The 22082-nt window shown below is 47.0% G+C and carries 22 protein-coding genes; all 22 read left to right on the top strand.

Annotation, left to right across the window (positions count from 1 at the left end):
* Nucleotides 1–11 precede the first annotated feature (11 nt).
* The 22 genes from DXB91_RS02130 (at nucleotide 12) to DXB91_RS02030 (ending at nucleotide 22073) form a co-directional block, all read left to right on the top strand.
* Nucleotides 12–1463, top strand: coding sequence for a cell division protein FtsQ/DivIB (locus DXB91_RS02130; RefSeq protein ID WP_118016700.1), 1452 nt, complete (start codon nucleotides 12–14; stop codon nucleotides 1461–1463).
* 125 nt (nucleotides 1464–1588) lie between these two features.
* Complete coding sequence (gene ftsZ, locus DXB91_RS02125; RefSeq protein ID WP_022217215.1) at nucleotides 1589–2878, top strand: cell division protein FtsZ; 1290 nt, start codon at nucleotides 1589–1591, stop codon at nucleotides 2876–2878.
* 88 nt (nucleotides 2879–2966) lie between these two features.
* Complete coding sequence (locus tag DXB91_RS02120) at nucleotides 2967–4487, top strand: NAD(P)H-hydrate dehydratase (RefSeq protein WP_118016699.1); 1521 nt, start codon at nucleotides 2967–2969, stop codon at nucleotides 4485–4487.
* On the top strand, nucleotides 4471–5643 hold the full coding sequence (gene alr / locus DXB91_RS02115; RefSeq protein ID WP_330416291.1) for an alanine racemase: 1173 nt from the start codon (nucleotides 4471–4473) through the stop codon (nucleotides 5641–5643). The genes DXB91_RS02120 and alr overlap by 17 nt, the downstream gene beginning before the upstream one ends.
* A 103-nt stretch (nucleotides 5644–5746) precedes the next feature.
* On the top strand, nucleotides 5747–6091 hold the full coding sequence (locus DXB91_RS02110; RefSeq protein WP_055144003.1) for a type II toxin-antitoxin system PemK/MazF family toxin: 345 nt from the start codon (nucleotides 5747–5749) through the stop codon (nucleotides 6089–6091).
* Nucleotides 6092–6121: 30 nt separating this feature from the next.
* Entirely contained in the window at nucleotides 6122–6922 is an 801-nt protein-coding gene (locus tag DXB91_RS02105; protein WP_118016697.1) for a hemolysin family protein, read from the top strand.
* Between the two features lie 46 nt (nucleotides 6923–6968).
* Entirely contained in the window at nucleotides 6969–7718 is a 750-nt protein-coding gene (locus DXB91_RS02100) for a YebC/PmpR family DNA-binding transcriptional regulator (protein ID WP_015533161.1), read from the top strand.
* A 187-nt stretch (nucleotides 7719–7905) separates the two neighbouring features.
* A complete protein-coding gene (locus DXB91_RS02095; protein WP_117548716.1) occupies nucleotides 7906–9642 on the top strand; it encodes an ABC transporter ATP-binding protein in 1737 nt (578 codons plus the stop codon).
* The gene (locus DXB91_RS02090; RefSeq protein WP_118016696.1) at nucleotides 9635–11395 is read left to right on the top strand and encodes an ABC transporter ATP-binding protein; all 1761 of its coding nucleotides are present in this window, start codon (nucleotides 9635–9637) and stop codon (nucleotides 11393–11395) included. Before DXB91_RS02095 ends, DXB91_RS02090 begins: the two co-directional genes overlap by 8 nt.
* A gap of 403 nt (nucleotides 11396–11798) precedes the next feature.
* Nucleotides 11799–13019 carry an aspartate aminotransferase family protein gene (locus DXB91_RS02085; RefSeq protein WP_118016695.1) on the top strand — a complete coding sequence of 407 codons (1221 nt, stop codon included), beginning with the start codon at nucleotides 11799–11801 and terminating at the stop codon, nucleotides 13017–13019.
* 59 nt (nucleotides 13020–13078) lie between these two features.
* Nucleotides 13079–13573, top strand: a complete 495-nt coding sequence (gene queF / locus DXB91_RS02080; RefSeq protein WP_015533158.1) for a preQ(1) synthase — start codon at nucleotides 13079–13081, stop codon at nucleotides 13571–13573.
* A gap of 45 nt (nucleotides 13574–13618) precedes the next feature.
* Nucleotides 13619–14917: a bifunctional folylpolyglutamate synthase/dihydrofolate synthase gene (locus DXB91_RS02075; protein WP_118016694.1), complete on the top strand. Its 1299-nt coding sequence runs from the start codon at nucleotides 13619–13621 to the stop codon at nucleotides 14915–14917.
* Nucleotides 14904–15050, top strand: a complete 147-nt coding sequence (locus DXB91_RS14240) for a hypothetical protein (protein ID WP_015533156.1) — start codon at nucleotides 14904–14906, stop codon at nucleotides 15048–15050. The genes DXB91_RS02075 and DXB91_RS14240 overlap by 14 nt, the downstream gene beginning before the upstream one ends.
* A 29-nt stretch (nucleotides 15051–15079) precedes the next feature.
* Nucleotides 15080–16690, top strand: a complete 1611-nt coding sequence (locus tag DXB91_RS02070; RefSeq protein ID WP_118016693.1) for a tetratricopeptide repeat protein — start codon at nucleotides 15080–15082, stop codon at nucleotides 16688–16690.
* A gap of 104 nt (nucleotides 16691–16794) precedes the next feature.
* Entirely contained in the window at nucleotides 16795–17142 is a 348-nt protein-coding gene (locus DXB91_RS02065) for an anti-sigma factor antagonist (protein WP_015533154.1), read from the top strand.
* 17 nt (nucleotides 17143–17159) lie between these two features.
* Entirely contained in the window at nucleotides 17160–17597 is a 438-nt protein-coding gene (spoIIAB, locus tag DXB91_RS02060) for an anti-sigma F factor (RefSeq protein WP_015533153.1), read from the top strand.
* A complete protein-coding gene (locus tag DXB91_RS02055; protein WP_055223915.1) occupies nucleotides 17597–18280 on the top strand; it encodes a sigma-70 family RNA polymerase sigma factor in 684 nt (227 codons plus the stop codon). The genes spoIIAB and DXB91_RS02055 overlap by 1 nt, the downstream gene beginning before the upstream one ends.
* 57 nt (nucleotides 18281–18337) lie before the next feature.
* Nucleotides 18338–18961, top strand: a complete 624-nt coding sequence (locus DXB91_RS02050; RefSeq protein ID WP_015533150.1) for a stage V sporulation protein AA — start codon at nucleotides 18338–18340, stop codon at nucleotides 18959–18961.
* Nucleotides 18951–19367 carry a stage V sporulation protein AB gene (locus tag DXB91_RS02045; RefSeq protein WP_022217224.1) on the top strand — a complete coding sequence of 139 codons (417 nt, stop codon included), beginning with the start codon at nucleotides 18951–18953 and terminating at the stop codon, nucleotides 19365–19367. Before DXB91_RS02050 ends, DXB91_RS02045 begins: the two co-directional genes overlap by 11 nt.
* A 40-nt stretch (nucleotides 19368–19407) precedes the next feature.
* The gene (locus tag DXB91_RS02040; RefSeq protein WP_117548724.1) at nucleotides 19408–19857 is read left to right on the top strand and encodes a SpoVA/SpoVAEb family sporulation membrane protein; all 450 of its coding nucleotides are present in this window, start codon (nucleotides 19408–19410) and stop codon (nucleotides 19855–19857) included.
* Between the two features lie 119 nt (nucleotides 19858–19976).
* Nucleotides 19977–20357, top strand: a complete 381-nt coding sequence (locus DXB91_RS02035; protein ID WP_118016692.1) for a DUF3783 domain-containing protein — start codon at nucleotides 19977–19979, stop codon at nucleotides 20355–20357.
* Nucleotides 20358–22073 (top strand): VanW family protein, encoded by a 1716-nt coding sequence (locus DXB91_RS02030; protein ID WP_118016691.1) that lies wholly within the window; start codon nucleotides 20358–20360, stop codon nucleotides 22071–22073.
* Nucleotides 22074–22082: the final 9 nt, after the last annotated feature.

Raw genomic sequence — 22082 nt, 5'->3', positions numbered from 1 at the left:
GGAAGATTTGAATGGAAAACAACAATAGACGAAATGTTAATAAAAATAGAATGAGCAGAAATGTTGATGTTGCGCAGACCAGACGTGAAAGCGGCTATGTGGATGTCATGACCGGAAAACGCCTCGACGGAAGGGTGAAGGTTCCGGTTGATAAGAGAAGACAGCAGACAGACAGCCGCAATGGACAGCGGAGAGCAGACGGAGATATGCGCCGCAGGACGGATGAGCAGACACGAAGAAGGCCTGATGGGGAGCACCGCAGAACAGGCGAACAGGCGCGCAGAAGACCAGACGGAGAGCGTCGCAGATCTGACGAGCAGGTGCGCAGAAGACCAGACGGAGAGCGCCGCAGATCTGACGAACAGGTGCGCAGGAGACCAGACGGAGAGCGCCGCAGATCTGACAAACAGGTGCGCAGGAGACCAGATGGAGAGCACCGCAGATCTGATGAGCAGGTGCGCAGGAGACCAGATGGAGAGCGTCGTAGATCTGATGAGCAGGTGCGCAGGAGACAGGATGGAGAGCGTCGCAGACCGGATGACCGGATGCGCAGAGAGGATGCAGAAAACCGCAGATCCGAGGAGAGACGCAGGCGTAAGCAAGATCAGGCGGTTGCTGCAAAAAAGAAGAACAAGAAAAAACGCAAAAAAGAGCGCAGAAAGCTTACCCCGGAGGAGATAGAGAGAAAGAAGAAGCTGCAGGCGGAGAAACTTGCCAGAAGAAAGGCGAGACGTGAGAAGGCGGCAAGGATATTCAAGATAGTTCTCAAGATACTTCTCATTCTGGTGGTGCTGTGTGCTATAGCGTTTGTATACATACGTACATGTTATAAATTGAAGTCCATAAAAGTGACCGGAACTGATCACTACACTGACCAACAGATGGTCGATATCGTGACCGGCGGTAAGGATTATGGCAATACGCTGCTGTTTATACTTGAGAGCAGACTGAATCCTGCCCAGGATGTAACCTTTATAGATAAGATAGACGTCACATATGTGAACAGGAATTCAGTAGAGATCACGGTGTACGAGAAGGCCATGGCGGGCTGCATAAAGTACAACGATCAGTATGCATATTTTGATGGCGATGGTATCGTGCTCGAGATATCCGATGCAAAGCTTGATGATGTTCCTTGTATAGAGGGACTTACAAGTGACAGCGTGGAGCAGGGAAAGAAGCTTGATGTCGGTGATTCGGGATTCTTCCAGGAGATACTGACTATGACACAGCTCATTTACAAGAGCGGAATACAGATAGACAAGATTACTTATGACACAGATCAGAATCTCATACTTCACAAGGATGGAATAAAGATCAGGATCGGCGACGGTGAAAACCTGGAGACGAAATTCATGAATCTTGAGAGCATACTTGAGAGCGTGAAGGGTAAAAAGGGAACTCTTGATATGTCGAATTACAGTGAATCGCAGAGGAACGTTATCTTTAAAGAAAATAAATAAAAAATTTCTTGCGTAATGATATAAAAAATCGTATTATATAGGTACTAATGCGATAAAACGGTCAGCTTTTGAGCAGATGACAATGATTGATGGATAAAGAATAAGTATATAAGGAGGATGCAACCGTGCTTGAGATAAAATCAAATGACGAGAGAACACCGGCAAGGATTCTTGTAATTGGTGTCGGCGGTGCAGGTAACAATGCTGTTAACAGAATGATCGATGAGAATGTTGAGGGAGTGGAACTTATCGCTATCAATACAGATAAGCAGGCTCTTTCACTCAGCAGAGCTACAACAAAGATCCAGATAGGTGAGAAACTTACCAAGGGTCTTGGTGCTGGTGCAAAGCCTGAGATCGGTGCCAGCGCTGTAGAGGAGAATAGAGAAGAGATCGTAGACATCATCAAGGACGCCAACATGGTATTCGTAACATGTGGTATGGGTGGTGGAACAGGAACAGGCGCTGCCCCTGTCGTTGCAGAGATGGCACGTAACCTTGGTATCCTCACAGTCGGAGTTGTCACAAAGCCATTTGGTTTTGAGGGCAAGCCTCGTATGAGAAACGCAATCGAAGGTATAGAGAGACTTAAGGAGAATGTGGATACACTTATTGTTATCCCTAACGACAAGCTCCTTCAGATCTGTGATAAGAGAACAAGTATTCCTGATGCGCTGAAGAAGGCAGATCAGGTACTTCAGCAGGGTGTTCAGGGTGTTACAGACCTTATCAATAAGCCGGGGCTTATCAACCTTGACTTTGCAGATATACAGACAGTTATGAGAGATAAGGGTATCGCTCATATCGGTATAGGTTCAGCAAGCGGAGAGAACAAGGCTGTTGACGCCATCAAGGAGGCTATGGATTCACCACTTCTTGAGACAACCGTTTCGGGTGCAACAGATATCATCGTAAACTTCTCAGGTAACATTGGTATCGTTGAGGCTTATGATGCTGTTACATATCTTACAGAGCAGGCTGGAGATGGAGTCAACATCATCTTCGGTACAGTTGACAATGACAACATGGGTGAGGATATAAGCATCACGATCATTGCTACAGGTCTTGAGAGATCAGGCGAGAGCGATGTCACCGCAAGATATGCAGGTACTGCATCTCCTATGGGAACAATGACCACACCTAAGCCAGCAGTTACAACAACACCTGCTGCAGAGCCAAAGACTGCTACATATGCAGGCCAGAGCCTTGGAACACACAGCACTCAGACAAGCACAAGACCATCGTTCCTCGGCGGTCAGACAACTGAGACTGCTCCGGCAGCAAAGCCAGCATACACAGCACCTGTGACACCAGCACAGCAGACACCTGTAACATCAACACCAGTTGAGCCGGCACATGTGTCAAGACCAAAGACAGAGAGTATCAAGATTCCTGATTTCCTCAAGAAGAGATAAGGAAGAGATCGGAAGATTTTTATAGGTAAGTATAAAACGGGTAATTTCGAGAGAAATTATCCGTTTTCTTCAATAAGGAGGCAGAAATATGTTTTATGTTGCAGACCGAACAGAGATGCAGGAGATAGACAGGCTGACCATAGAGGAAAAGGGTGTGCCAGGGATCCTGCTTATGGAGAGAGCTGCGATCACCGTGCTGGAGGAGATAAATTCCAGACTGAAGTCTATAAACGCGGACAGAAAATTAAAGTGCCTTGTGGTTGTTGAAGGCGGCAATAACGGCGGGGACGGACTGGCTCTTGCGAGACTTCTGTACCAGCAGGGAGATATTGTCCATGTCTGTTATATAAATGGAATATCGAGAGTAAGCGACAGCTTTTCATATCAGCTTGAAATAGCGAAAAAAATCGGCATACAGGTGACGGATCACATCATTGACAATGATTACGATGTGGTTGTGGACGGAATATTTGGCGTCGGACTCAAGCGTGATGTGGCGGGAATATGGAGAGAGACCATAGAGACGATGAACGGACTTGTCGGCTTTAAGGTTGCCATAGATACCCCGTCAGGTGTGGATGCCAGCACGGGGCAGATCATGGGATGTGCATTCAGGGCAGGCATGACGGTCACATTTGGACTGAATAAAAGAGGGCTGATATTTTATCCCGGCTGCGAGATAAGCGGAGAGGTCGTTGTGAGAGACATAGGATTTGCACAGGCTGAAGTGGACAGAGTACACCCGGTGGCATATTCCTACAACAGAGACGATCTGTGCATGCTTCCGGGACGGAGTGATTCATCAAATAAGGGAACATATGGAAAGCTTGCGGTGATAGCTGGAAGCAGAGACATGTCCGGTGCCATGACATTTGCGGCGGAGGCTGCATACAGGATGGGAACAGGGCTTGTGAAGATATACACACATATCGACAACAAGGAGATAGCAGGAGTAAGAATTCCTGAGGCAGTGCTTATGTGCTATAGCAACAAAGATGAAGCGGAGCAGTGTGCAAGGGATGCCGTGGAGTGGTCGGATGCCATACTGATCGGTCCTGGTATAGGAAAAGGCGATGCGGCAAGGAGCATGGTGGAATATATTATGTGCGAGGCCGTGCAGACCGTGATCGCGGATGCGGATGCCTTGAACATAATATCCGAAAAGCCCGATATTCTTGGAAGACACAGAGGACCGGTGATCGTAACACCACATATAGGAGAGATGTCAAGACTTACAGGCGTCGCCATACCGGATATAAAAAAGAATATATTAGAGGTGTGCAAAGACTTTTCGATGGAGTATAATGTTGTAAGTGCGCTGAAAGATGCCAGAACATGCGTAAGTGACGGCAGGGATGTGTACATAAACACATCCGGTAATAACGGTATGTCAACTGCGGGGGCAGGGGATGTGCTTGCCGGGATAATAGCTGGGCTTGTCTGCACCGGACTTGGTGCGTATGAGGCTGCGAAGCTGGGAGTATATATACATGGGTTGGCAGGAGATATGGCGGCAGAGCACAGAGGAAGAAATGCAATGATAGCCAGGGATATAGTGAGCGCTATATCGGAGGTTATAAAAGGAGCAGAACATGATGGACAACAGTAACTTTAACAGAGTGCAGGCTGTGATAAATCTTGACAATATAAGGGATAATATCACGGCTATGAAAAGGCTTATAGACGGTGATAAGAAGATGCTGGCGGTCATAAAGGCAGACGCCTATGGACACGGCGCTGTCGAGGTGGCAGAGGCACTTGATGATCTGGTGGATTTCTTTGCAGTGGCATTCATCGATGAGGCTTTGGAGCTCAGAAGAGCAAATATAGATAAGCCCATATTGATACTGGGCTACACAGATCCCTCGGATTACGAACTGATTATCAGATATGATGTTAGACCTGCCATGTATGAGGTGGACGATGCACAGAAGCTCTCGGATTTGGCGGTGAGCATGAATACAAAGGCAAAGATCCATATCAAGGTCGATACAGGCATGGGAAGAATCGGATTCACATGTGATGAAGATGGCGTGAAGAACATAGAAAAGATCAGTCAGATGCCGGGCATAGAGATAGAGGGGATATTTACCCATTACGCAAAGGCTGATGAACTCGACAAGACCGCTGCAAATGGTCAGCTTGAGAAGTTCAGGTGGATAAACAGCCAGCTTGAGGCACTTGGAATACACATACCTGTAAGGCATATATCTAACAGTGCGGGTATCATGGAGATGGACAATTCGGATTTTGATATGGTCAGATCGGGAATAGTCACATACGGACTTTATCCATCAGATGAAGTAGATAAGAATATAGCGGCTTTGAAACCTGCTATGAGACTTATGTCCAAGGTTATATTTGTGAAGGACGTAAAAGCCGGAACAGGTATAGGATATGGATGGTCCTATATAGCGGATCATGATATAAAGGTTGCGACGGTGTCGGCAGGATATGCCGATGGATACCCAAGAGCACAGTCCAATATAGGCCGAGTTATCATCCATGGAGAGTATGCTCCGATCATCGGAAGGGTGTGCATGGATCAGTTCATGGTTGACGTGAGCCACATTGATGGTGTAAAAGTAAGAGATGACGTAACTCTCATCGGACAGGATGGAGACAGAGAGGTAACTGTCGAGGAGGTGGCAGCGCCTGCCAACAGCTTTAATTACGAGCTGGTATGTAACATATCAAGACGAGTTCCGAGAACATACATAAGGGACGGCAGAGAGCTTGGACAGGTAAACTATCTTCTGGATTAACGAATAACCGGTACTGTCATGGGCAATACTTTTTTTAGAGTGGAATACATACTATATAAGTATATAGCCACATTCAATGAAAGTATTTGTGGGGTGAACAGAATTGGTGATCAGACGTGGGGATATTTATTACGCGGATCTAAGACCGGTGGTTGGATCGGAGCAGGGAGGCATACGACCTGTTATAGTAGTTCAGAATGAGGCTGGGAACAGACACAGTTCCACGGTCATAATAGCTGCGATAACCAGCAAGATGAAGAGGCCAAAACTTCCAACACATATCATGCTTGATTCTTCAAGCTGTGATATAGCGAAGGATTCCGTCATATTGTTGGAACAGCTCAGGACTATAGACAAACAGCGCCTGAAAGAAAAGGTGTGTCACGTTGACGCTGATGTGCTGAGGCGCGTTGATGAAGCTCTGAAGATAAGTCTTGAACTGGCATAAAATAATATATGAGGTGATACAGACAATTATATGAAGATTTTTAACAAAAAATCAGAAGAGGAAAAGGTAGAAGAAGAGATCATATCCATGGTGAACGAGGGAAATGAGCAGGGACTTATAGAGGACTCTGAGGCCCAGTTTATTACAAACATATTTGAGTTCACTGACAAGGAGAGCAGAGATGTGATGACGGCCAGATTGAACGTCATGGCTATAGACAAGAACTCTGATCTGGACGAAGTCATGGAGATAATGATAGAGAATAACTATTCAAGATATCCGGTGTATGACGGTGATCTTGACAACGTAGTTGGAATAATCTATTTCAAGGATTTTGTGAAGGAATATCTGCGCGATAAGACGAAATCACTGGCTGAGATCATGGTTGAGGCTACATTTGTACATCCTACGTACAACATAGCAAAATTGTTCCGCAGGATGCAGACAGCAAAGATACATATGGTCATAGTTGTGGATGAGTATGGTCAGACAGAGGGAATTGTGACCATGGAGGATATTCTGGAAGAGATAGTCGGCAACATACTTGACGAGTACGATGACGCCAGCGAGGATATCAAGAAGCGTGGCGATATGTACATAGTCAGTGGTAAGGCTGAACTGGATGAGCTGAGTGACGTTCTGGGGATAGAATTCCCGGACGAGGACTTCCAGACGCTGAACGGATTTCTGCTGTATGAGCTGGGGAGACTTCCATATGCGGATGAGGAGATAGAGATAGTGTATCAGAACTACAGATTCACTTCCCTGTCGGTAAATAACAACATGATCGATGAGGTAAAGATCACAAAGGTTGAAAAAACACCGCAATAGTGATAATATACGTAACTAGTAATCAAGAGAAAGAGGAGAATTAACGATGTCAGGACATTCAAAATTTGCGAACATCAAGCACAAGAAGGAAAAGAACGATGCAGCAAAGGGTAAGATCTTCACAATCATTGGTAAGGAGATCGTGGTAGCAGTAAAGGAAGGCGGAGCAAATCCTGAGAACAACAGCAAGCTTCGTGATGTAATCGCCAAGGCAAAGGCGAACAACATGCCTAACGATACTATCAAGCGTGGTATCGAGAGAGCGGCAGGAGATGCAAACTCAGTAAACTATGTAGTGAATACATATGAAGGCTACGGTCCTAACGGTACCGCCATCATAGTAGACACTCTTACGGACAATAAGAACAGAACAGCAGCCAATGTGCGTAACTGCTTCACAAAGGGTGGCGGTAACGTAGGTACAACAGGCTGTGTATCATATATGTTTGATCACAAGGGACAGATCATCATTGCAAAGGAAGACTGTGATATAGATGCAGACGACCTCATGATGATGGCACTGGATGCAGGAGCTGAGGATTTCTCAGACGAGGATGACAGCTACGAGATCATCACAGCACCTGAGGATTTCTCGCAGGTAAGAGAGAGCCTTGAGAAGGAAGGCATAAAGATGGCTGAGGCTGAGCTCACAATGATACCTCAGAACTATGTTGATATAGACGATCCTGAGGTTGTCAAGAAGTTCACAAGGATTATAGATATGCTTGAGGAGGACGATGACGTTCAGGCAGTATATCACAATGCAAATCTTCCGGAAGAGGACGATGAGGACTGATATATAATTGCAAGGGATATGATAACATTGGTAACAGACAATTACTCAGATAATCAGCGCCATTGCAGCATAGCTTGAAATAGAACTTCCGCACCTTATATATGGTGTGGAAGTTCTATTTGAGTAATGACGACATGGATGGTATCTGTGTCTGTTATATACGGAATGAGTATTGTTAGGAGAAGAGATGAAGGGAATACTTAGATATCTTAAGGACTATAAGAAAGAGTCCATACTTGCCCCGCTTTTTAAGATGTTGGAGGCAACATTTGAATTGCTTATCCCGATCGTCATGGCAAATGTAATCGATGTCGGTATAGCAGGGCGTGACATAAGCTACGTTGTGAAGATGTGTCTCGTCATGATACTTTTGGGAATTATCGGTCTGGTGTGTTCTATCACCGCCCAGTATTTTTCGGCAAAGGCTGCTACAGGATTTGGAACAGCACTTCGAAATGATCTGTTCAGGCATATTACATCACTTTCATACACAGAGATCGACAGCATAGGAACATCCACACTGCTCACGAGAATGACCAGTGACACGAACCAGGTACAGACAGGAGTCAACATGGTGCTCAGACTGTTCCTCCGTTCACCGTTCATAGTGTTCGGTGCCATGATCATGTCATTCACCATCGACGTGAAGTCGGCCATGACATTTGTGGTGACCATACCGGCACTTTCAATTGTTGTGTTCGGTGTTATGGCACTCAGCATACCTCTGTTCAAGAAGGTGCAGAACAGACTGGACAGAGTCACACTGCTCACCCGTGAGGGACTTGAGGGCGCGAGAGTTATCAGAGCCTTCAACAGACAGGACAAGGAATTTGAGGAGTTTGACAAGTCCACGGATGACCTGATGAAGTTCCAGCTCCTTGCAGGACGTATATCAGCGTTCATGAATCCTGTCACTTATGTGATAATCAATCTCTCAACCGCAGCTATAATCTGGATCGCAGCGGGACAGACAGATGCGGGAATCATCACACAGGGAAAGGTCGTCGCACTTGTCAACTATATGTCACAGATACTCGTCGAGCTCATCAAGCTCGCAAACCTTATCGTGACGATCACCAAGGCTGTTGCCTGCGCAAAGAGAATAAATGCGGTCATGGATCAGCAACCATCGATAACAGACGGAACAGGCAAGGCAGCGGGATCACCGGCAAATACTGTAAAGGTAAGCTTTAGGGATGCAAATCTCAGATATGCTGGGGCCGGAGCAGATTCCCTGTCAGATATAACATTTGACGTGGCACCGGGCGAGACTGTGGGAATCATAGGCGGTACGGGTTCAGGAAAGAGTTCTCTTGTAAACATGATCCCAAGATTTTACGATGCCAGCCAGGGAAGCGTGTGCATAGACGGAGTTGACGTAAAGGACTACACCCTGGACGAGCTCAGGCATAAGGTCGGAGTGGTACCGCAGAAGGCTGTATTGTTTGCCGGAACAATAGCAGACAATATCAGGTGGGGCAAGCAGGATGCGACTGAAGCAGAGATAGACGAGGCGCTTGAGATAGCCCAGGCCAAGGAGTTTGTAGACGGCAAGGAGAATGGAATATACTTCAAGATCACCCAGGGGGGCAAGAACCTGTCGGGTGGACAGAAGCAGAGGCTTACCATAGCCAGAGCGGTCGTCAGAAAGCCTGAGATACTGATACTGGATGACAGCGCATCGGCGCTAGATTTTGCAACTGATGCGGCTCTCAGAAAAGCAATCAGGGAGAAGACAAAGGGCATGACTGTATTCCTTGTGTCACAGAGAGCGTCGACCATCATGAATTCGGATAAGATCATCGTCATGGATGATGGTCAGATAGCTGGGATAGGAACCCACAGACAGCTGCTTTCTAACTGTGAGATATACAGGGAGATATGTCAGTCACAGCTTTCGGAGGAGGAACTGTCTCATGAGTAAAGATAAAGGGAATAAATCAGTAAATAAAAAGACGATACTCAGAATACTGAAGTATATCAAGAGATACAGGTTCCTCGTGGTTCTGTCTCTCATATGTGCAGCCATATCGGTCGTGCTCACACTGTATGCACCTATCATCATGGGACATGCAGTTGACAGGGTCGTTGGACCGGGAAAAGTAGATTTTACAGGACTTAAAGGAATGCTTGCAAAGCTTGTGATTGTGGTCGTTATAACGGCTGTTGCACAGTGGGTCATGAACGTGCTCAACAACATGATCACATACAGGGTGGTTAATGATGTAAGAACAAAGGCATATGAGAAGCTTGGCAGCCTGCCGCTCTCATATGTGGATTCACATACACACGGAGACATAGTCAGCAGGATCATAGCTGACGTAGACCAGTTCTCAGACGGACTTTTGATGGGATTTACACAGCTATTCACAGGAGTTATGACTATAGTAGGAACACTGTGCTTCATGCTGTCGATCAACTGGATCATAGCCATTGTGGTCGTATGTATCACTCCGGTATCACTCTTTGTTGCGTCATTCATAGCAAAGAGAACATACAGTATGTTCAGGAAGCAGGCTGAGATCAAGGGTGAGCTCACATCCCTTGTAAATGAGATGGTTGAGAACCAGAAGGTAGTCACAGCCTTCTCCATGGAGGATGAGACCTGCGACAGATTTCAGGAGGTCAATGGAAGACTTAATGTGGCAGGACTTCAGGCTACATTCTTCTCATCGATAACAAATCCTAGTACAAGATTTGTCAACAGCCTTGTGTACACAGGCGTTGGAATCATAGGTGCCATAACAGCTATAAAGGGCTTTATATCAGTTGGACAGCTCACAAGTTTCCTGAGCTATGCAAATCAGTATACAAAGCCGTTCAATGAGATATCAGGCGTTGTCACAGAGCTTCAGAACGCGCTGGCATCCGCTGCCAGAGTATTTGAGCTTATAGACGAGGACTCAGAGGCTGCAGAGCCTGCTGGCGCACACGAGCTCACAGACGTTCACGGTGAGGTGGACCTTAAGAATGTTGACTTCTCATACAACAAAGATGTGGAGCTCATCAAGAACCTCAATCTGAACGTGAAGAACGGACAGAGAATAGCAATAGTGGGACCTACAGGCTGTGGTAAGAGTACAGTCATCAACCTGCTCATGAGATTCTACGATGTGGATGCCGGAAGCATATCCGTGGATGGATATGACATAAGAGAGGTCACAAGAAAGAGCCTCCGCGGCAATTATGGAATGGTACTTCAGGAGACCTGGCTTAAGAGTGGCACGATAAGGGACAACATAGCATACGGAAGACCTGATGCCACAGACGAGGAGATCATCGAAGCTGCAAAGCAGTCTCATGCTCACAGCTTCATCAAGCGACTTCCTGACGGCTACAACACATATATAACCGAGGACGGAGGAAACCTGTCACAGGGACAGAAGCAGCTCCTCTGTATAACCAGAGTAATGCTGGATCTTCCACCTATGCTCATACTGGATGAGGCAACATCATCCATAGATACAAGAACTGAGATAAGGATACAGAGAGCATTTGCTAAGATGATGAAGGGCAGAACAAGCTTCGTGGTTGCACACAGACTGTCAACCATCAAGGAGTCAGATGTCATCCTAGTCATGAAGGACGGGCACATCATCGAACAGGGAAATCACGAGACACTGCTTGCAAAGGGCGGCTTCTACACGAATCTGTACAATTCCCAGTTTGCAAGATAATACAGAGAAATGCATAAATATAAAAGGGCTGTGCTTTGAGGTATACCTCACGGTACAGTCCTTTTTAACGGTGGTTAAAGCATTTATCTGTTATATTTCACGAACGCTTGCCAGTGGCGGGCTTTGTGTATATAATGTATGCGTGCGAGATGCGATACTCAGTGAAGTAGATTATAGGCAATTGCGAAATTCAAGAATTGAACATGCAAGAGGTGTTTAGCCGTACCAGATCAGGGGAATACGAAGTCGCCGGTACTTAGATGGCGCGTCAGCGGCATCTTTAGTACCGCTGCAGACTGAGTTAAGTGGAAACGACCCCTGATTGGTATGCTAAAGCACCTCTGCATATGTAATCATGTTTCGCAATTGCCTATAAAGTAGATAAAGGCAAAAGGAGAGAAAGATGAAGGTTAGTGAATCAGGTTATACAAGAGAAGAACTTTTAGAGATAGTAGATACATATCTGGCAGAGCAGTCCAGAAGATGGGAATTCATAGAGGAGAAGGGCGATGGCATGTATGTGTACGCTGAGAACGGCGACAGATACCTCGACTTCTTCGCAGGAATAGCGGTAAGCAGCGCGGGAAATGCCAACAAGAAGGTTGCAAAGGCCATAGCTGACCAGGCTGCAAATGTAATACATGCATCCAACTATGCATATACACTTCCAATGATACTCCTTGCAAAGAAGGTGTGTGACACCATAGGCATGGAGAAGATCGTGTTCCAGAACTCAGGAACAGAGGCAAATGAAGCCATGATCAAGATGGCTAGAAAGTACGGCGTGGACAATTACGGACCGGACAGATATAAGATCGTGACAGCGAAGAACAGCTTCCACGGAAGAACATACGGTGCACTGTCGGCAACAGGCCAGCCTGATTCGGCCTGCCACAAGGGATTTGCACCACTCCTTCCGGGATTCACATATGCAGAGTATAACAACCTTGAGGACTTCAAGAGCAAATGCGATGAGAACACCATAGGAATCATGGTAGAGCCTGTACAGGGCGAGGGTGGTGTATACCCTGCAGACCCTGAGTTCCTTAAAGGACTTCGTGAGTTCTGTGATGAGAAGAACATGCTCCTCATGTTCGACGAGGTTCAGACCGGATGGGGAAGAACCGGAGACATCATGGCATATATGACATATGGCGTAAAGCCTGACATGGTATCCATGGCAAAGGCCATCGGGGGCGGTATGCCTATAGGCGCGATGTGTACAAGCACCAAGATAGCAGCAGCATTTACACCTGGTGCCCACGGTTCAACATACGCAGCCAACCCTGTGTGTTGTGCAGCGGCGCTTGCAGAGATAGATGAGATACTGGATAACAAGCTCTACGAGAATGCAAAGGAAGTAGGAGCATACTTCATGGAGGAACTCAAGGCACTTCCTTGTGTCAAGGAGATCAGAGGACGTGGTCTTCTTATAGGCGTTGAGTTCAACAAGCCTATCGCATTTGAAGTAAAGCACAGAGCGCTTGAGAACAAGCTCCTCATAACAGCGGTAAGAGACAGCATCATAAGGATCGCACCTCCACTTATCGTTAAGAAGGAGCACTGTGACGAGGCTGTTAAGCTGCTCATCAAGTCTGTGACAGAAGCACTGCAGGAGCAGTAATACAGCGTGATCATATAGCAGAATAAGCATGAATCATAAAAGTAATATAGGAGACTATAATGGGAAGAAGTAAAGAAGAGATGGAGGGTGTGACTCTCCTTGGAAATAAAGACGTAAAGTACAGCATGGACTATGCACCTGAGATGCTCCAGACATTTGACAACAAGCATCCGGACAACGACTACTTTGTAAAGTTCAACTGCCCTGAGTTCACAAGCCTCTGTCCGATCACCGGACAGCCTGATTTCGCAACTGTGTATATATCATATGTGCCGGGGGAGAAGATGGTGGAGAGCAAGTCGCTGAAACTGTATCTGTTCAGCTTCAGAAATCACGGAGACTTCCATGAGGACTGTATGAACATTATCATGAAGGACCTCATAAAACTGATGGATCCAAAGTACATCGAGGTGTGGGGCAAGTTCACACCGAGGGGAGGAATCTCCATAGACCCGTACTGCAATTACGGCAGACCGGGAACAAAGTGGGAGGAGGTTGCCTGGAACCGTCTGGCAAACCACGACCTCTACCCTGAGAAAGTTGACAATAGATAATTGGGTCTGAGCAGCACGCACGGACGGATAGATAGGAGAATCATAATGGCGGATTACAGAGAGACTGTGGATTATATATTGGGTATTCCGCTTTTTGCACAGAAGATTGGCAAGGAGAACCTTTCCAGTCTTTTGTGCCGTTTGGGGAACCCTGAGAAGGATGTTCCTGCGATACATGTGGCGGGAACCAACGGCAAGGGCAGCACATGCCGCGCTCTGGCGCAGATGCTTGCAGCCCGGGGATACAGAGTGGGATTGTTCATATCACCCCATCTCGTGTCCATAAACGAGAGAATACAGATAAATGGTACAAATATATCCGATGACGATTTTGTGTCGGCATTTGAGACCGTAAAGGGGCAGTTCATGGAGCACCCTTCGTTCTTCGAGGTCATGTTTGCCATGGCGGCGGTGTATTTCAGACAGCAGAAGTGTGACTTTGCCGTATACGAGACAGGAATGGGCGGAAGACTGGATGCGACAAATGTCCTGACGCCGGAGCTTACGATCATCACGTCGGTGGGAATGGATCACATGGAGTATCTTGGCGACACGATAGAGAAGATAGCTTATGAGAAGGCAGGCATCATCAAGCCGGGTGTTCCGGTGATATATTTCAGGCGGGATGAGGCGGCTGCGCGGGTCATAGAAGATACTGCCAAAGAGCGTGGAGCGGACATAATTCCGGTCGAAAAATCAGATTATATAATAAATCATTTGGGGAACAAAACCATTGATTTTTCATTGCATAATCGGTATTATAGTTATTGCAATTTACAGATACAGAAGACATCACTGTACCAGGTGGAGAATGTCAGCCTTGCCGTGACAGCATTCAGGATGCTCATGGAGAGGCGGAATGTACCGGAACAGGATATAGAGAAGACCGTGAGGAATGCACTCCTGCAGTTCTACTGGGAGGGCAGGATGGAGGAGATAGCTCCCCATATATATGTGGATGGTGCCCACAATGTGGAGGCTGTAAATGCATATATAGAGACCATGAACAGGCTTCATGGGGAATATGACAAGATACTGGTATTTGCGGCGGTGAAGGATAAGGAGTATGACTCCATGATACATTTGCTTGCCGGAAATATTACGTTTGGCAGGATAATAGTCACAAGCGTTGACAGCAGCAGAAAGGCGGATTCCGCAAAGCTGGCGGAGATATTCTCGGCGTGTACGGATACTCCGGTCATGGTCAGCGATGAGATTGACGATGCCATGGATATGGCAGTGGAGCTCAGAGGAGACAGAGAGAATACCAACATATACTGCGTTGGTTCCCTGTATCTGGTGGGCGGTGTCAAGAGATGGAGGAACAGACATGATCAATTTTGATGAAGAGATAAAGAGGTTTAAGCCGGCACTTGAACTTGACCAGGCAGAGGATGCAATATACAACAATGATCTCAAGGACATCATGGATGTCATGCAGGAGATGATGAGGGTTGCAAAGGAAGCAGAGAAGTAAAGAACACAGATTGGTCGGGAGATTAAGATATGGCAGATGTACTGAATTGTAAGCACTGCGGTGGAGCGATAGCCGTCACAGGCTACTGTACCAGGTGCGGACTGAAGATAGATTACGTGAACAAGGCTCTCAACTCGTCAAAGTACTATTACAACATAGGGCTTGATAAGGCGAGGGTCAGGGATATGTCAGGTGCGGAGGAGGCGCTCAAGCTGTCTCTGAAGTATGACAAGATGAATATAGATGCCCGGAACCTTCTTGGACTGGTGTACTATGAGACCGGAGAGATAGTTCAGGCGCTCAGCCACTGGGTAGTGAGTGTGAATTATTTTGACGGCAAGAATGTCGCCAAGAGATACATCAAGGAGATAAAATCCAACCCACACAGGCTGGAGGCGGTGAACAATGTAACCAGAAAGTATAATCAGGCGCTGGTATATGCGAAGCAGGGCAGCAAGGATCTTGCCTTTATACAGCTCAGAAAGGTACTTTCCGACAACAGCAGATTTATACAGGGATACCTGCTCCTTGCACTTCTGTTCATCGACGAGGGAAGATATGACAAGGCTCGCAAGGCACTCAAGCGTGTCATCAAGATAGACAGGACAAATCCAGTGGCGGTCAGATATTTCAATGAGATGGGCCACACTGATGAGGAGATCATGAACTTCAGGGATTATCCGCAGGAGGACTACGATGTGGATTCTCTGTTCGTGGATGACCAGAAGAAGCTCATAGCCGGCAACAGCGAGGTGGATTTTGATGGGGATCCGATTCCGGTTGGAAGATACAAGGACATCAATTTCTACAAATATTCCATCGCTTATATCATAGCGGGAGTTGTTCTGGGACTTGCGGCTATGTGGACGCTCATCATCCCGCACAGGGATAAGGTGGCTGACAATTCAGAGAGAGACCTGAAGGTTACATTCAGTCAGGAGATAGCGGATAAGAATGTGGCCATATCGGAGCTCCAGTCACAGGTGGACAGCATGACCACCAAGCTCACAAATGCTGAGACTGAGGCGAAGAACCTTCAGACACAGATAGATAAGTATGGCGATTACGCTTCACAGGTTCTGTCGGATGACAATAAGGCAAGGGTACAGTCAGCGATCTATAAGTACGAGGCCATGACATATGAGGCTGCCATAGATGATCTGAACAGAGTCCTTCAGGATACACCTAACAGCGATGTGGCACTGTTCTACAAGGCGATGTGTTATCTGAAGCTTTCTGATGATAACAATGCCACACTGGTATTTAACCAGCTTGTTGAGAACTGTCCGAACTCCGTATACTACACGGTTGCGTGTGATTATGCGGATGAAGATGCCATACAGGCGGGACTTGAAAAGAAAAATTCTGCAAGTACAGCCAGCACGAACACGGGCGACGGAACAGATACAACCGACAGCGCAAGCACAGGTGACGAAACAGGTACGACCGACAGCACGGACACAGGTGACGGAACGGATACAACCGACAGCTCGTATACAGGTGATGGAACGGATACGACCGACAACACGTATACGGATGATGGAACAGGCACCATCGACAATACGTATACAGGTGACGGAATAGACACGACCGACAGTTCGTATACAGGCGATGGAACAGATACAACTGACGGACAGTAACGAAAGACATATAAAAAGATTATAATTTATAGAAGGCACAAAAGAGACGGATAAGGATTAACCGTTTCTTTTGTGCCTTTTATTTTGTGACAGGGGGATTGAAGATGAATATCTACGAGAAAATGGGGGATACTATAATCGTATATATGCCCAGAGAGGTGGATGATTATGCGGCGGTGAAGATGACCGCAGGGATAGACGGAGTATTTGCCGAGGAGGTGGTGAGACATGCCATATTTGATTTTGGCAGGACAACGTTCATGGACAGCTCGGGGATAGGACTCATAACGAGAAGGTACAGACAGCTCCACGACAGAGGGGGAAGCGTTGGGGTGATAAATGTAAATGCGAGAATGGACAGGATACTGCTCATGTCCGGTATATACAGGATCGCGACAAGGCTGGACAGCGGTGTCCGGGATGAGGCTGAGGATTGGACAGATAAAATATAGATAACGAGGAGAATGGTATGGATAAGAACAGATTGATCATGGAATTTGGCTGTGATGCCCGGAATGAGGCTGTGGCGAGAGTCGTGGTGGCGGCTATGCTGACGAGGACAAATCCGACACTCAGTGAGGTGGAGGATGTCAAGACGGCGGTGTCGGAGGCTGTCACGAATTCGATAATACACGGATATGGATCCGGGGAGGGAAGCATAATCCTGGAGGCATACATAGAGGAGCGCACCCTGTACATAACGATCACAGATCACGGCTGCGGCATAGAGAATGTCGACAGGGCAATGGAGCCGCTTTACACCACTGTCACGGACGGAAGCAGATCGGGCATGGGATTTTCATTTATGGAGGCTTTCATGGATGAGCTAAAGGTAGAATCCCGCGTGGGTGAGGGAACCGTGGTAAATATGAAGAAGATAATAGGAAAAAGTCAGGAGATATATTGATGGCGGATAATCATCGTTTGCTTGAACTTGCAAAAGATGGAGACAGAGATGCCAGAGATAAACTTGTGACGGACAATATGGGACTGGTGGTTAGCGTTGCCAGAAGATATGTGGGGAGAGGACAGGAACTTGAGGATCTTATACAGATAGGGCTTATAGGCCTTGTAAAGGCCATAGACAGGTTTGATATGGACTATGAGGTAAAACTGTCCACGTATGCGGTTCCACTCATTCAGGGGGAGATTAGACGCTTTCTCAGGGATGACGGAATGGTGAAGGTCAGCAGAAATCTTAAAACGATATACTACAGGGCAGACAGATACAGACACGAGGTCGAAAAAAACAGAGGGACTGAGCCGGGAATGGAGGAGATATGTGAGGCTATAGGAGCGACTCCTGAAGAGCTTGTGATGGCGATGGACGCGGCATCGGATGTGACATGCATAGATGATCTTCACGCGGAGATGTGCGGCACGGAAGATGGAGACCGCATCGTGGACAGGCTGTGTGTATCGCAGCTTCTGGACACGCTCACGCCGGATGAGAGAAAACTTGTGGTGCTGAGGTATTTTCAGGACAAGACGCAGGGACAGACAGGGCAGATCCTTGGCATGAGCCAGGTGCAGGTGAGCCGGCTTGAGAAAAAGATACTCGGAAGACTCAGATGGAAAATATTGGAGTAATATCAGCCATATACATGGACAGACTATTCTTAGAATATAAGAACAGGGGACATGTATATGGCTGAACTTTTGTATTTGAAACTGTCGGAGAGCTGTCTGGCGGAGAAGCGAAAAGTCAAAATAAAAGATGTGGCGACGGTGCTGAGCCCGAATCCCGATATAAAATACGGTGTTGAGAAGCTGGAGCTCATGAGCTTTTCCGGAAGCAAGGAGCAGCAGGTCATATCGGTGATGTACATTCTGCAGGTGATACAGGAGCACTACCCGGACTGCCAGACACAGACCATAGGGGCAACGGACGTGGTTGTGTATTACAGGACATATGACACCAGCGACAAAGTAAAGCAGTTCTTCAAATTCCTGATGATATGCTTCATCGCATTTTTCGGAGCAGGCTTTTCCATCATGTCGTACAACTCGGATGTCAATATGGTTGGACAGCTTGACGTCATGCACAACATATTTGTGGGGCAGGGCAGGGATGCCTATCCTGTGGCGGGAATAGCATATTCCCTGGGGCTCTTCATCGGTATAATCGTATTTTTCAATCACGGTGCAAAGAAAAAATTCTCTGATGATCCTACACCGCTTCAGGTTCAGATGAGACAGTATGAACAGGAGGTCAACCAGACAGTCATAACGGATGCCTCCAGAAAGAAGGCGGAGAGAGATGCTGATTAGATACGCTATGCTTGCCATAGCCTGCTTTGCCAGCGGTGTGGCCATATCGGGCGGGTATTTTGCATTTATATCCATGATAGGAATATTCCCCAAGCTCCTTGAGAAGGTAAAGGGGGCAAGGTATTATCTGCTCATAGAGTGTCTGCTGGCATATGGTGCGGCTCTGGCAAATCTGATATATGTATTCAAAATATCGGTTCCGGTGACATGGGTGGGATATACCATCATATGTCTGTTCGGAGGGATATTTGTGGGATGCCTGGCGGGGGCGCTTACGGAGGTGTTGAATGTCATACCGATCGCGGCCAGAAGATTCAGTGTGAGAAGAAATCTCCCTTATGTCATATACGGCCTTGCCGCGGGAAAACTGGTGGGCTCGGTGCTGAGTGTCGTTCTGGGCATGTGATAAAGTCAAAATTATTTTGTGTGAAATGGAGGTATTTGTTATGAAGTTTGAACCTACAGAGAGTGATTACAATGAATATGTGGAGCTTGTGACACCCACATCAAGCGTTCCGAGAAACTGCCTGTGGGCGTTTCTTGTGGGAGGCGTGATCTGTACGATAGGGCAGGGGATATTTGACCTGCTGGTACACTTCGATGTGAAGGAAGACGAGGCGTATGCGTATGTATCGCTGATACTCGTCCTCGCAAGTGTTATCCTCACAAGTCTGAATCTCTACAAGAAGATAGCAAAGTACGGCGGTGCCGGAGCACTTGTGCCGATCACAGGATTTGCAAATGGTGTGTGTGCGCCCATAGTGGAATTCCAGACTGAGGGTGAAGTGTTCGGAAAGGGCGTGAAGGCGTTCACCATAGCGGGGCCTGTTATACTGTACGGTATATTTACAAGCTGGCTGCTCGGTGTTATATATTGGATAGTCTCAATATGGTGAAATGGGGTTTATTAAATTAAAAATCAACATATTTTCCCCACAGCGGTTGACAATATTTGAAAAAATAACATAATGGGTATAGATTTGGACAAAAGAAGAAAGACAGGAGAAATGCTGACATGAAGAGGCTAATGACAGTCAATCTGGCACCTGAGCAGAAGAGTGCAGTACAGGATATATGTAGTGCCATAGGTGCGGAGTGCGTTGACATTCAGAGAAAGCATTATGGTATGAAGGTCGGAAGTCTGTGCGACACGGCTGACATATCGGGCTGTGGAGATGAGACCGGACAGACGGAAGATCTCAGTATGGATATGCTCATATTTGACGGAGTGAGCAGCAAAGAACTTGATATATTTCTTGAAAGGTATAAGAAGACCGGGCTTCCGGCAGTAAGGCTGAAGTCGGTCGTGACACGGAGCAACAGGGAGTGGACTGTACAGCAGCTATACTCGGAGCTTGCAAAGGAATATCTATTCTACAGGATGAGGGGAATGTAGATGGCAGACGAAAGAAGAAACGGACATACAACTGAAAAGAGACTTGCGCAGAACAGGCAGAGAGCTTCAGGACGTTCAGGACGGCGTGCATCTGAGCAGCGTGGGAAGAGACAGCAGCGATACAGAGTGATAAGCTGGATACTCACGGCGGTGTTCATGGTGATATTTTATGCGCTAATATGTGCGTGTGTGGGTAACAGAAAGCTGTACAAAAAGACCACCATAAACGGATTAGAAGTTGGCGGAATGAAAACTGCGGAGGCGGCAAAGAGCATAAATGACCAGTTCAGACGCGATTACAGCAGTGTGGGCATACAGGTGAAGCTGGATGATAAGACTTACACCCTGGATGTGTCGGCGGCGCTGGATATGGATTCTGAGAAGTCTGTGCAGAAGATACAGGATGACTCACACAGCTTCTGGAGAAGAGGCTATGGGCTTCTGGAATCATGGACACTTGGAAGCAGCTATGATATTTATCCATATATAGGCGACAGCGGCATCATAACGACCGCCATCGAGAGCAGTGATATGATGAAGGTTGATCTGGATATAGAGGATGGATACAGGATAGAGGACAAGAACCTCATTGTGACAAAGGGAAAGGGCAGCTACAGGATAGACACAGACAAGCTGGTAACCCGCATAAAGAAGCAGATAGCAAAAGGAGACTATGGCACTGTGGTGGAATGTCCTGTCGTGTCTGCTGACGTGGATCTGGACGAGGTATACAAAAAGGTACATTGTGAGCCGCAGAATCCAACGCTTGACCCGGACAAGAACTACGAGGTAGTTGAGGCCAAGGACGGTGTGGACTTTGATCTGGAGGCGGCAAAGAAGAGCCTTGAATCTGCCAAGAAGGGAACGGATGTGAGCATCCCGCTCACATACACCCCGGCGGATATGAGTACGGAAGAATACAGGAAGATGCTGTTCAGAGACGAGATGAGTTCATACAGCACAGAGGTTGAGGGTTCGGAGAACAGAAAGACAAATGTCAAGCTGGCAGCGCAGTATTGCGATGGAACCATACTCATGCCGGGAGAGTCATTTTCATATAACCTCGGAGTCGGAGAGCTCACCGAGGAGAGAGGCTTCCTTCCGGGCCCATCATATGCTGACGGACAGTCAGTCATGGACATGGGCGGTGGAATATGTCAGGTGTCATCCACCATGTACATGGCGTGCCTGTATGCGAATCTCGAGATAGATGAGAGACATTGTCATCCATACCCTTCATCGTATGTTCCTGCGGGACTTGACGCCACTGTAGCGTGGGGCGGATGTGACTTTGTATTTACAAATGACACGGATTACCCGATAAAGATAAGCACAAGCTACGATGGATATTCCACATCATGTACGATATGGGGCACCATCACGGAGCCGTTCAGCGTGGAGCTCTACACGGAGACCGTTGAGACAGAGCCATATGAGACCAAGTATGAGCTGGACAAGAGTCTTGGCAAGGATGAGCAGGTGCTTGACACAGTGGGAATAGAGGGCCTTACAGTGCAGTCCTACAGAAGAGTGTATGACGGCGATGGAAATGTCATATCGGACAATCCTGAGGCGATAAGCGTGTACTCTAAGCGTGACGAGGTGTACAAGGTAGGAAAGCTTCCAAAGGACAAGGATAAAGACAAAGATAAGGATCAGAACAAAGATAAGAGTGACAGCTCAGACACAGATAAGAAGACGACTGAGTCTGAGTAAGATACTCAG

Source organism: Coprococcus sp. OM06-34AC (genome assembly GCF_003462545.1).
GTDB lineage: Bacteria > Bacillota > Clostridia > Lachnospirales > Lachnospiraceae > Coprococcus > Coprococcus aceti.
The sequence above is the reverse complement of the archived record's forward strand: the minus strand, read 5'-3'. Positions and strand labels throughout refer to the sequence as shown.

Excerpts from the sequence above, each read along its gene's own strand:
- DXB91_RS02130 (WP_118016700.1), top strand. The coding sequence starts at position 12 with ATGGAAAACAACAATAGACGAAATGTTAATAAAAATAGAATGAGCAGA.
- DXB91_RS02120 (WP_118016699.1), top strand. The coding sequence starts at position 2,967 with ATGTTTTATGTTGCAGACCGAACAGAGATGCAGGAGATAGACAGGCTG.
- alr (WP_330416291.1), top strand. The coding sequence starts at position 4,471 with ATGATGGACAACAGTAACTTTAACAGAGTGCAGGCTGTGATAAATCTT.
- DXB91_RS02105 (WP_118016697.1), top strand. The coding sequence starts at position 6,122 with ATGAAGATTTTTAACAAAAAATCAGAAGAGGAAAAGGTAGAAGAAGAG.
- DXB91_RS02100 (WP_015533161.1), top strand. The coding sequence starts at position 6,969 with ATGTCAGGACATTCAAAATTTGCGAACATCAAGCACAAGAAGGAAAAG.
- DXB91_RS02095 (WP_117548716.1), top strand. The coding sequence starts at position 7,906 with ATGAAGGGAATACTTAGATATCTTAAGGACTATAAGAAAGAGTCCATA.
- DXB91_RS02090 (WP_118016696.1), top strand. The coding sequence starts at position 9,635 with ATGAGTAAAGATAAAGGGAATAAATCAGTAAATAAAAAGACGATACTC.
- DXB91_RS02085 (WP_118016695.1), top strand. The coding sequence starts at position 11,799 with ATGAAGGTTAGTGAATCAGGTTATACAAGAGAAGAACTTTTAGAGATA.
- queF (WP_015533158.1), top strand. The coding sequence starts at position 13,079 with ATGGGAAGAAGTAAAGAAGAGATGGAGGGTGTGACTCTCCTTGGAAAT.
- DXB91_RS02075 (WP_118016694.1), top strand. The coding sequence starts at position 13,619 with ATGGCGGATTACAGAGAGACTGTGGATTATATATTGGGTATTCCGCTT.
- DXB91_RS14240 (WP_015533156.1), top strand. The coding sequence starts at position 14,904 with ATGATCAATTTTGATGAAGAGATAAAGAGGTTTAAGCCGGCACTTGAA.
- DXB91_RS02070 (WP_118016693.1), top strand. The coding sequence starts at position 15,080 with ATGGCAGATGTACTGAATTGTAAGCACTGCGGTGGAGCGATAGCCGTC.
- DXB91_RS02065 (WP_015533154.1), top strand. The coding sequence starts at position 16,795 with ATGAATATCTACGAGAAAATGGGGGATACTATAATCGTATATATGCCC.
- spoIIAB (WP_015533153.1), top strand. The coding sequence starts at position 17,160 with ATGGATAAGAACAGATTGATCATGGAATTTGGCTGTGATGCCCGGAAT.
- DXB91_RS02055 (WP_055223915.1), top strand. The coding sequence starts at position 17,597 with ATGGCGGATAATCATCGTTTGCTTGAACTTGCAAAAGATGGAGACAGA.
- DXB91_RS02050 (WP_015533150.1), top strand. The coding sequence starts at position 18,338 with ATGGCTGAACTTTTGTATTTGAAACTGTCGGAGAGCTGTCTGGCGGAG.
- DXB91_RS02045 (WP_022217224.1), top strand. The coding sequence starts at position 18,951 with ATGCTGATTAGATACGCTATGCTTGCCATAGCCTGCTTTGCCAGCGGT.
- DXB91_RS02040 (WP_117548724.1), top strand. The coding sequence starts at position 19,408 with ATGAAGTTTGAACCTACAGAGAGTGATTACAATGAATATGTGGAGCTT.
- DXB91_RS02035 (WP_118016692.1), top strand. The coding sequence starts at position 19,977 with ATGAAGAGGCTAATGACAGTCAATCTGGCACCTGAGCAGAAGAGTGCA.
- DXB91_RS02030 (WP_118016691.1), top strand. The coding sequence starts at position 20,358 with ATGGCAGACGAAAGAAGAAACGGACATACAACTGAAAAGAGACTTGCG.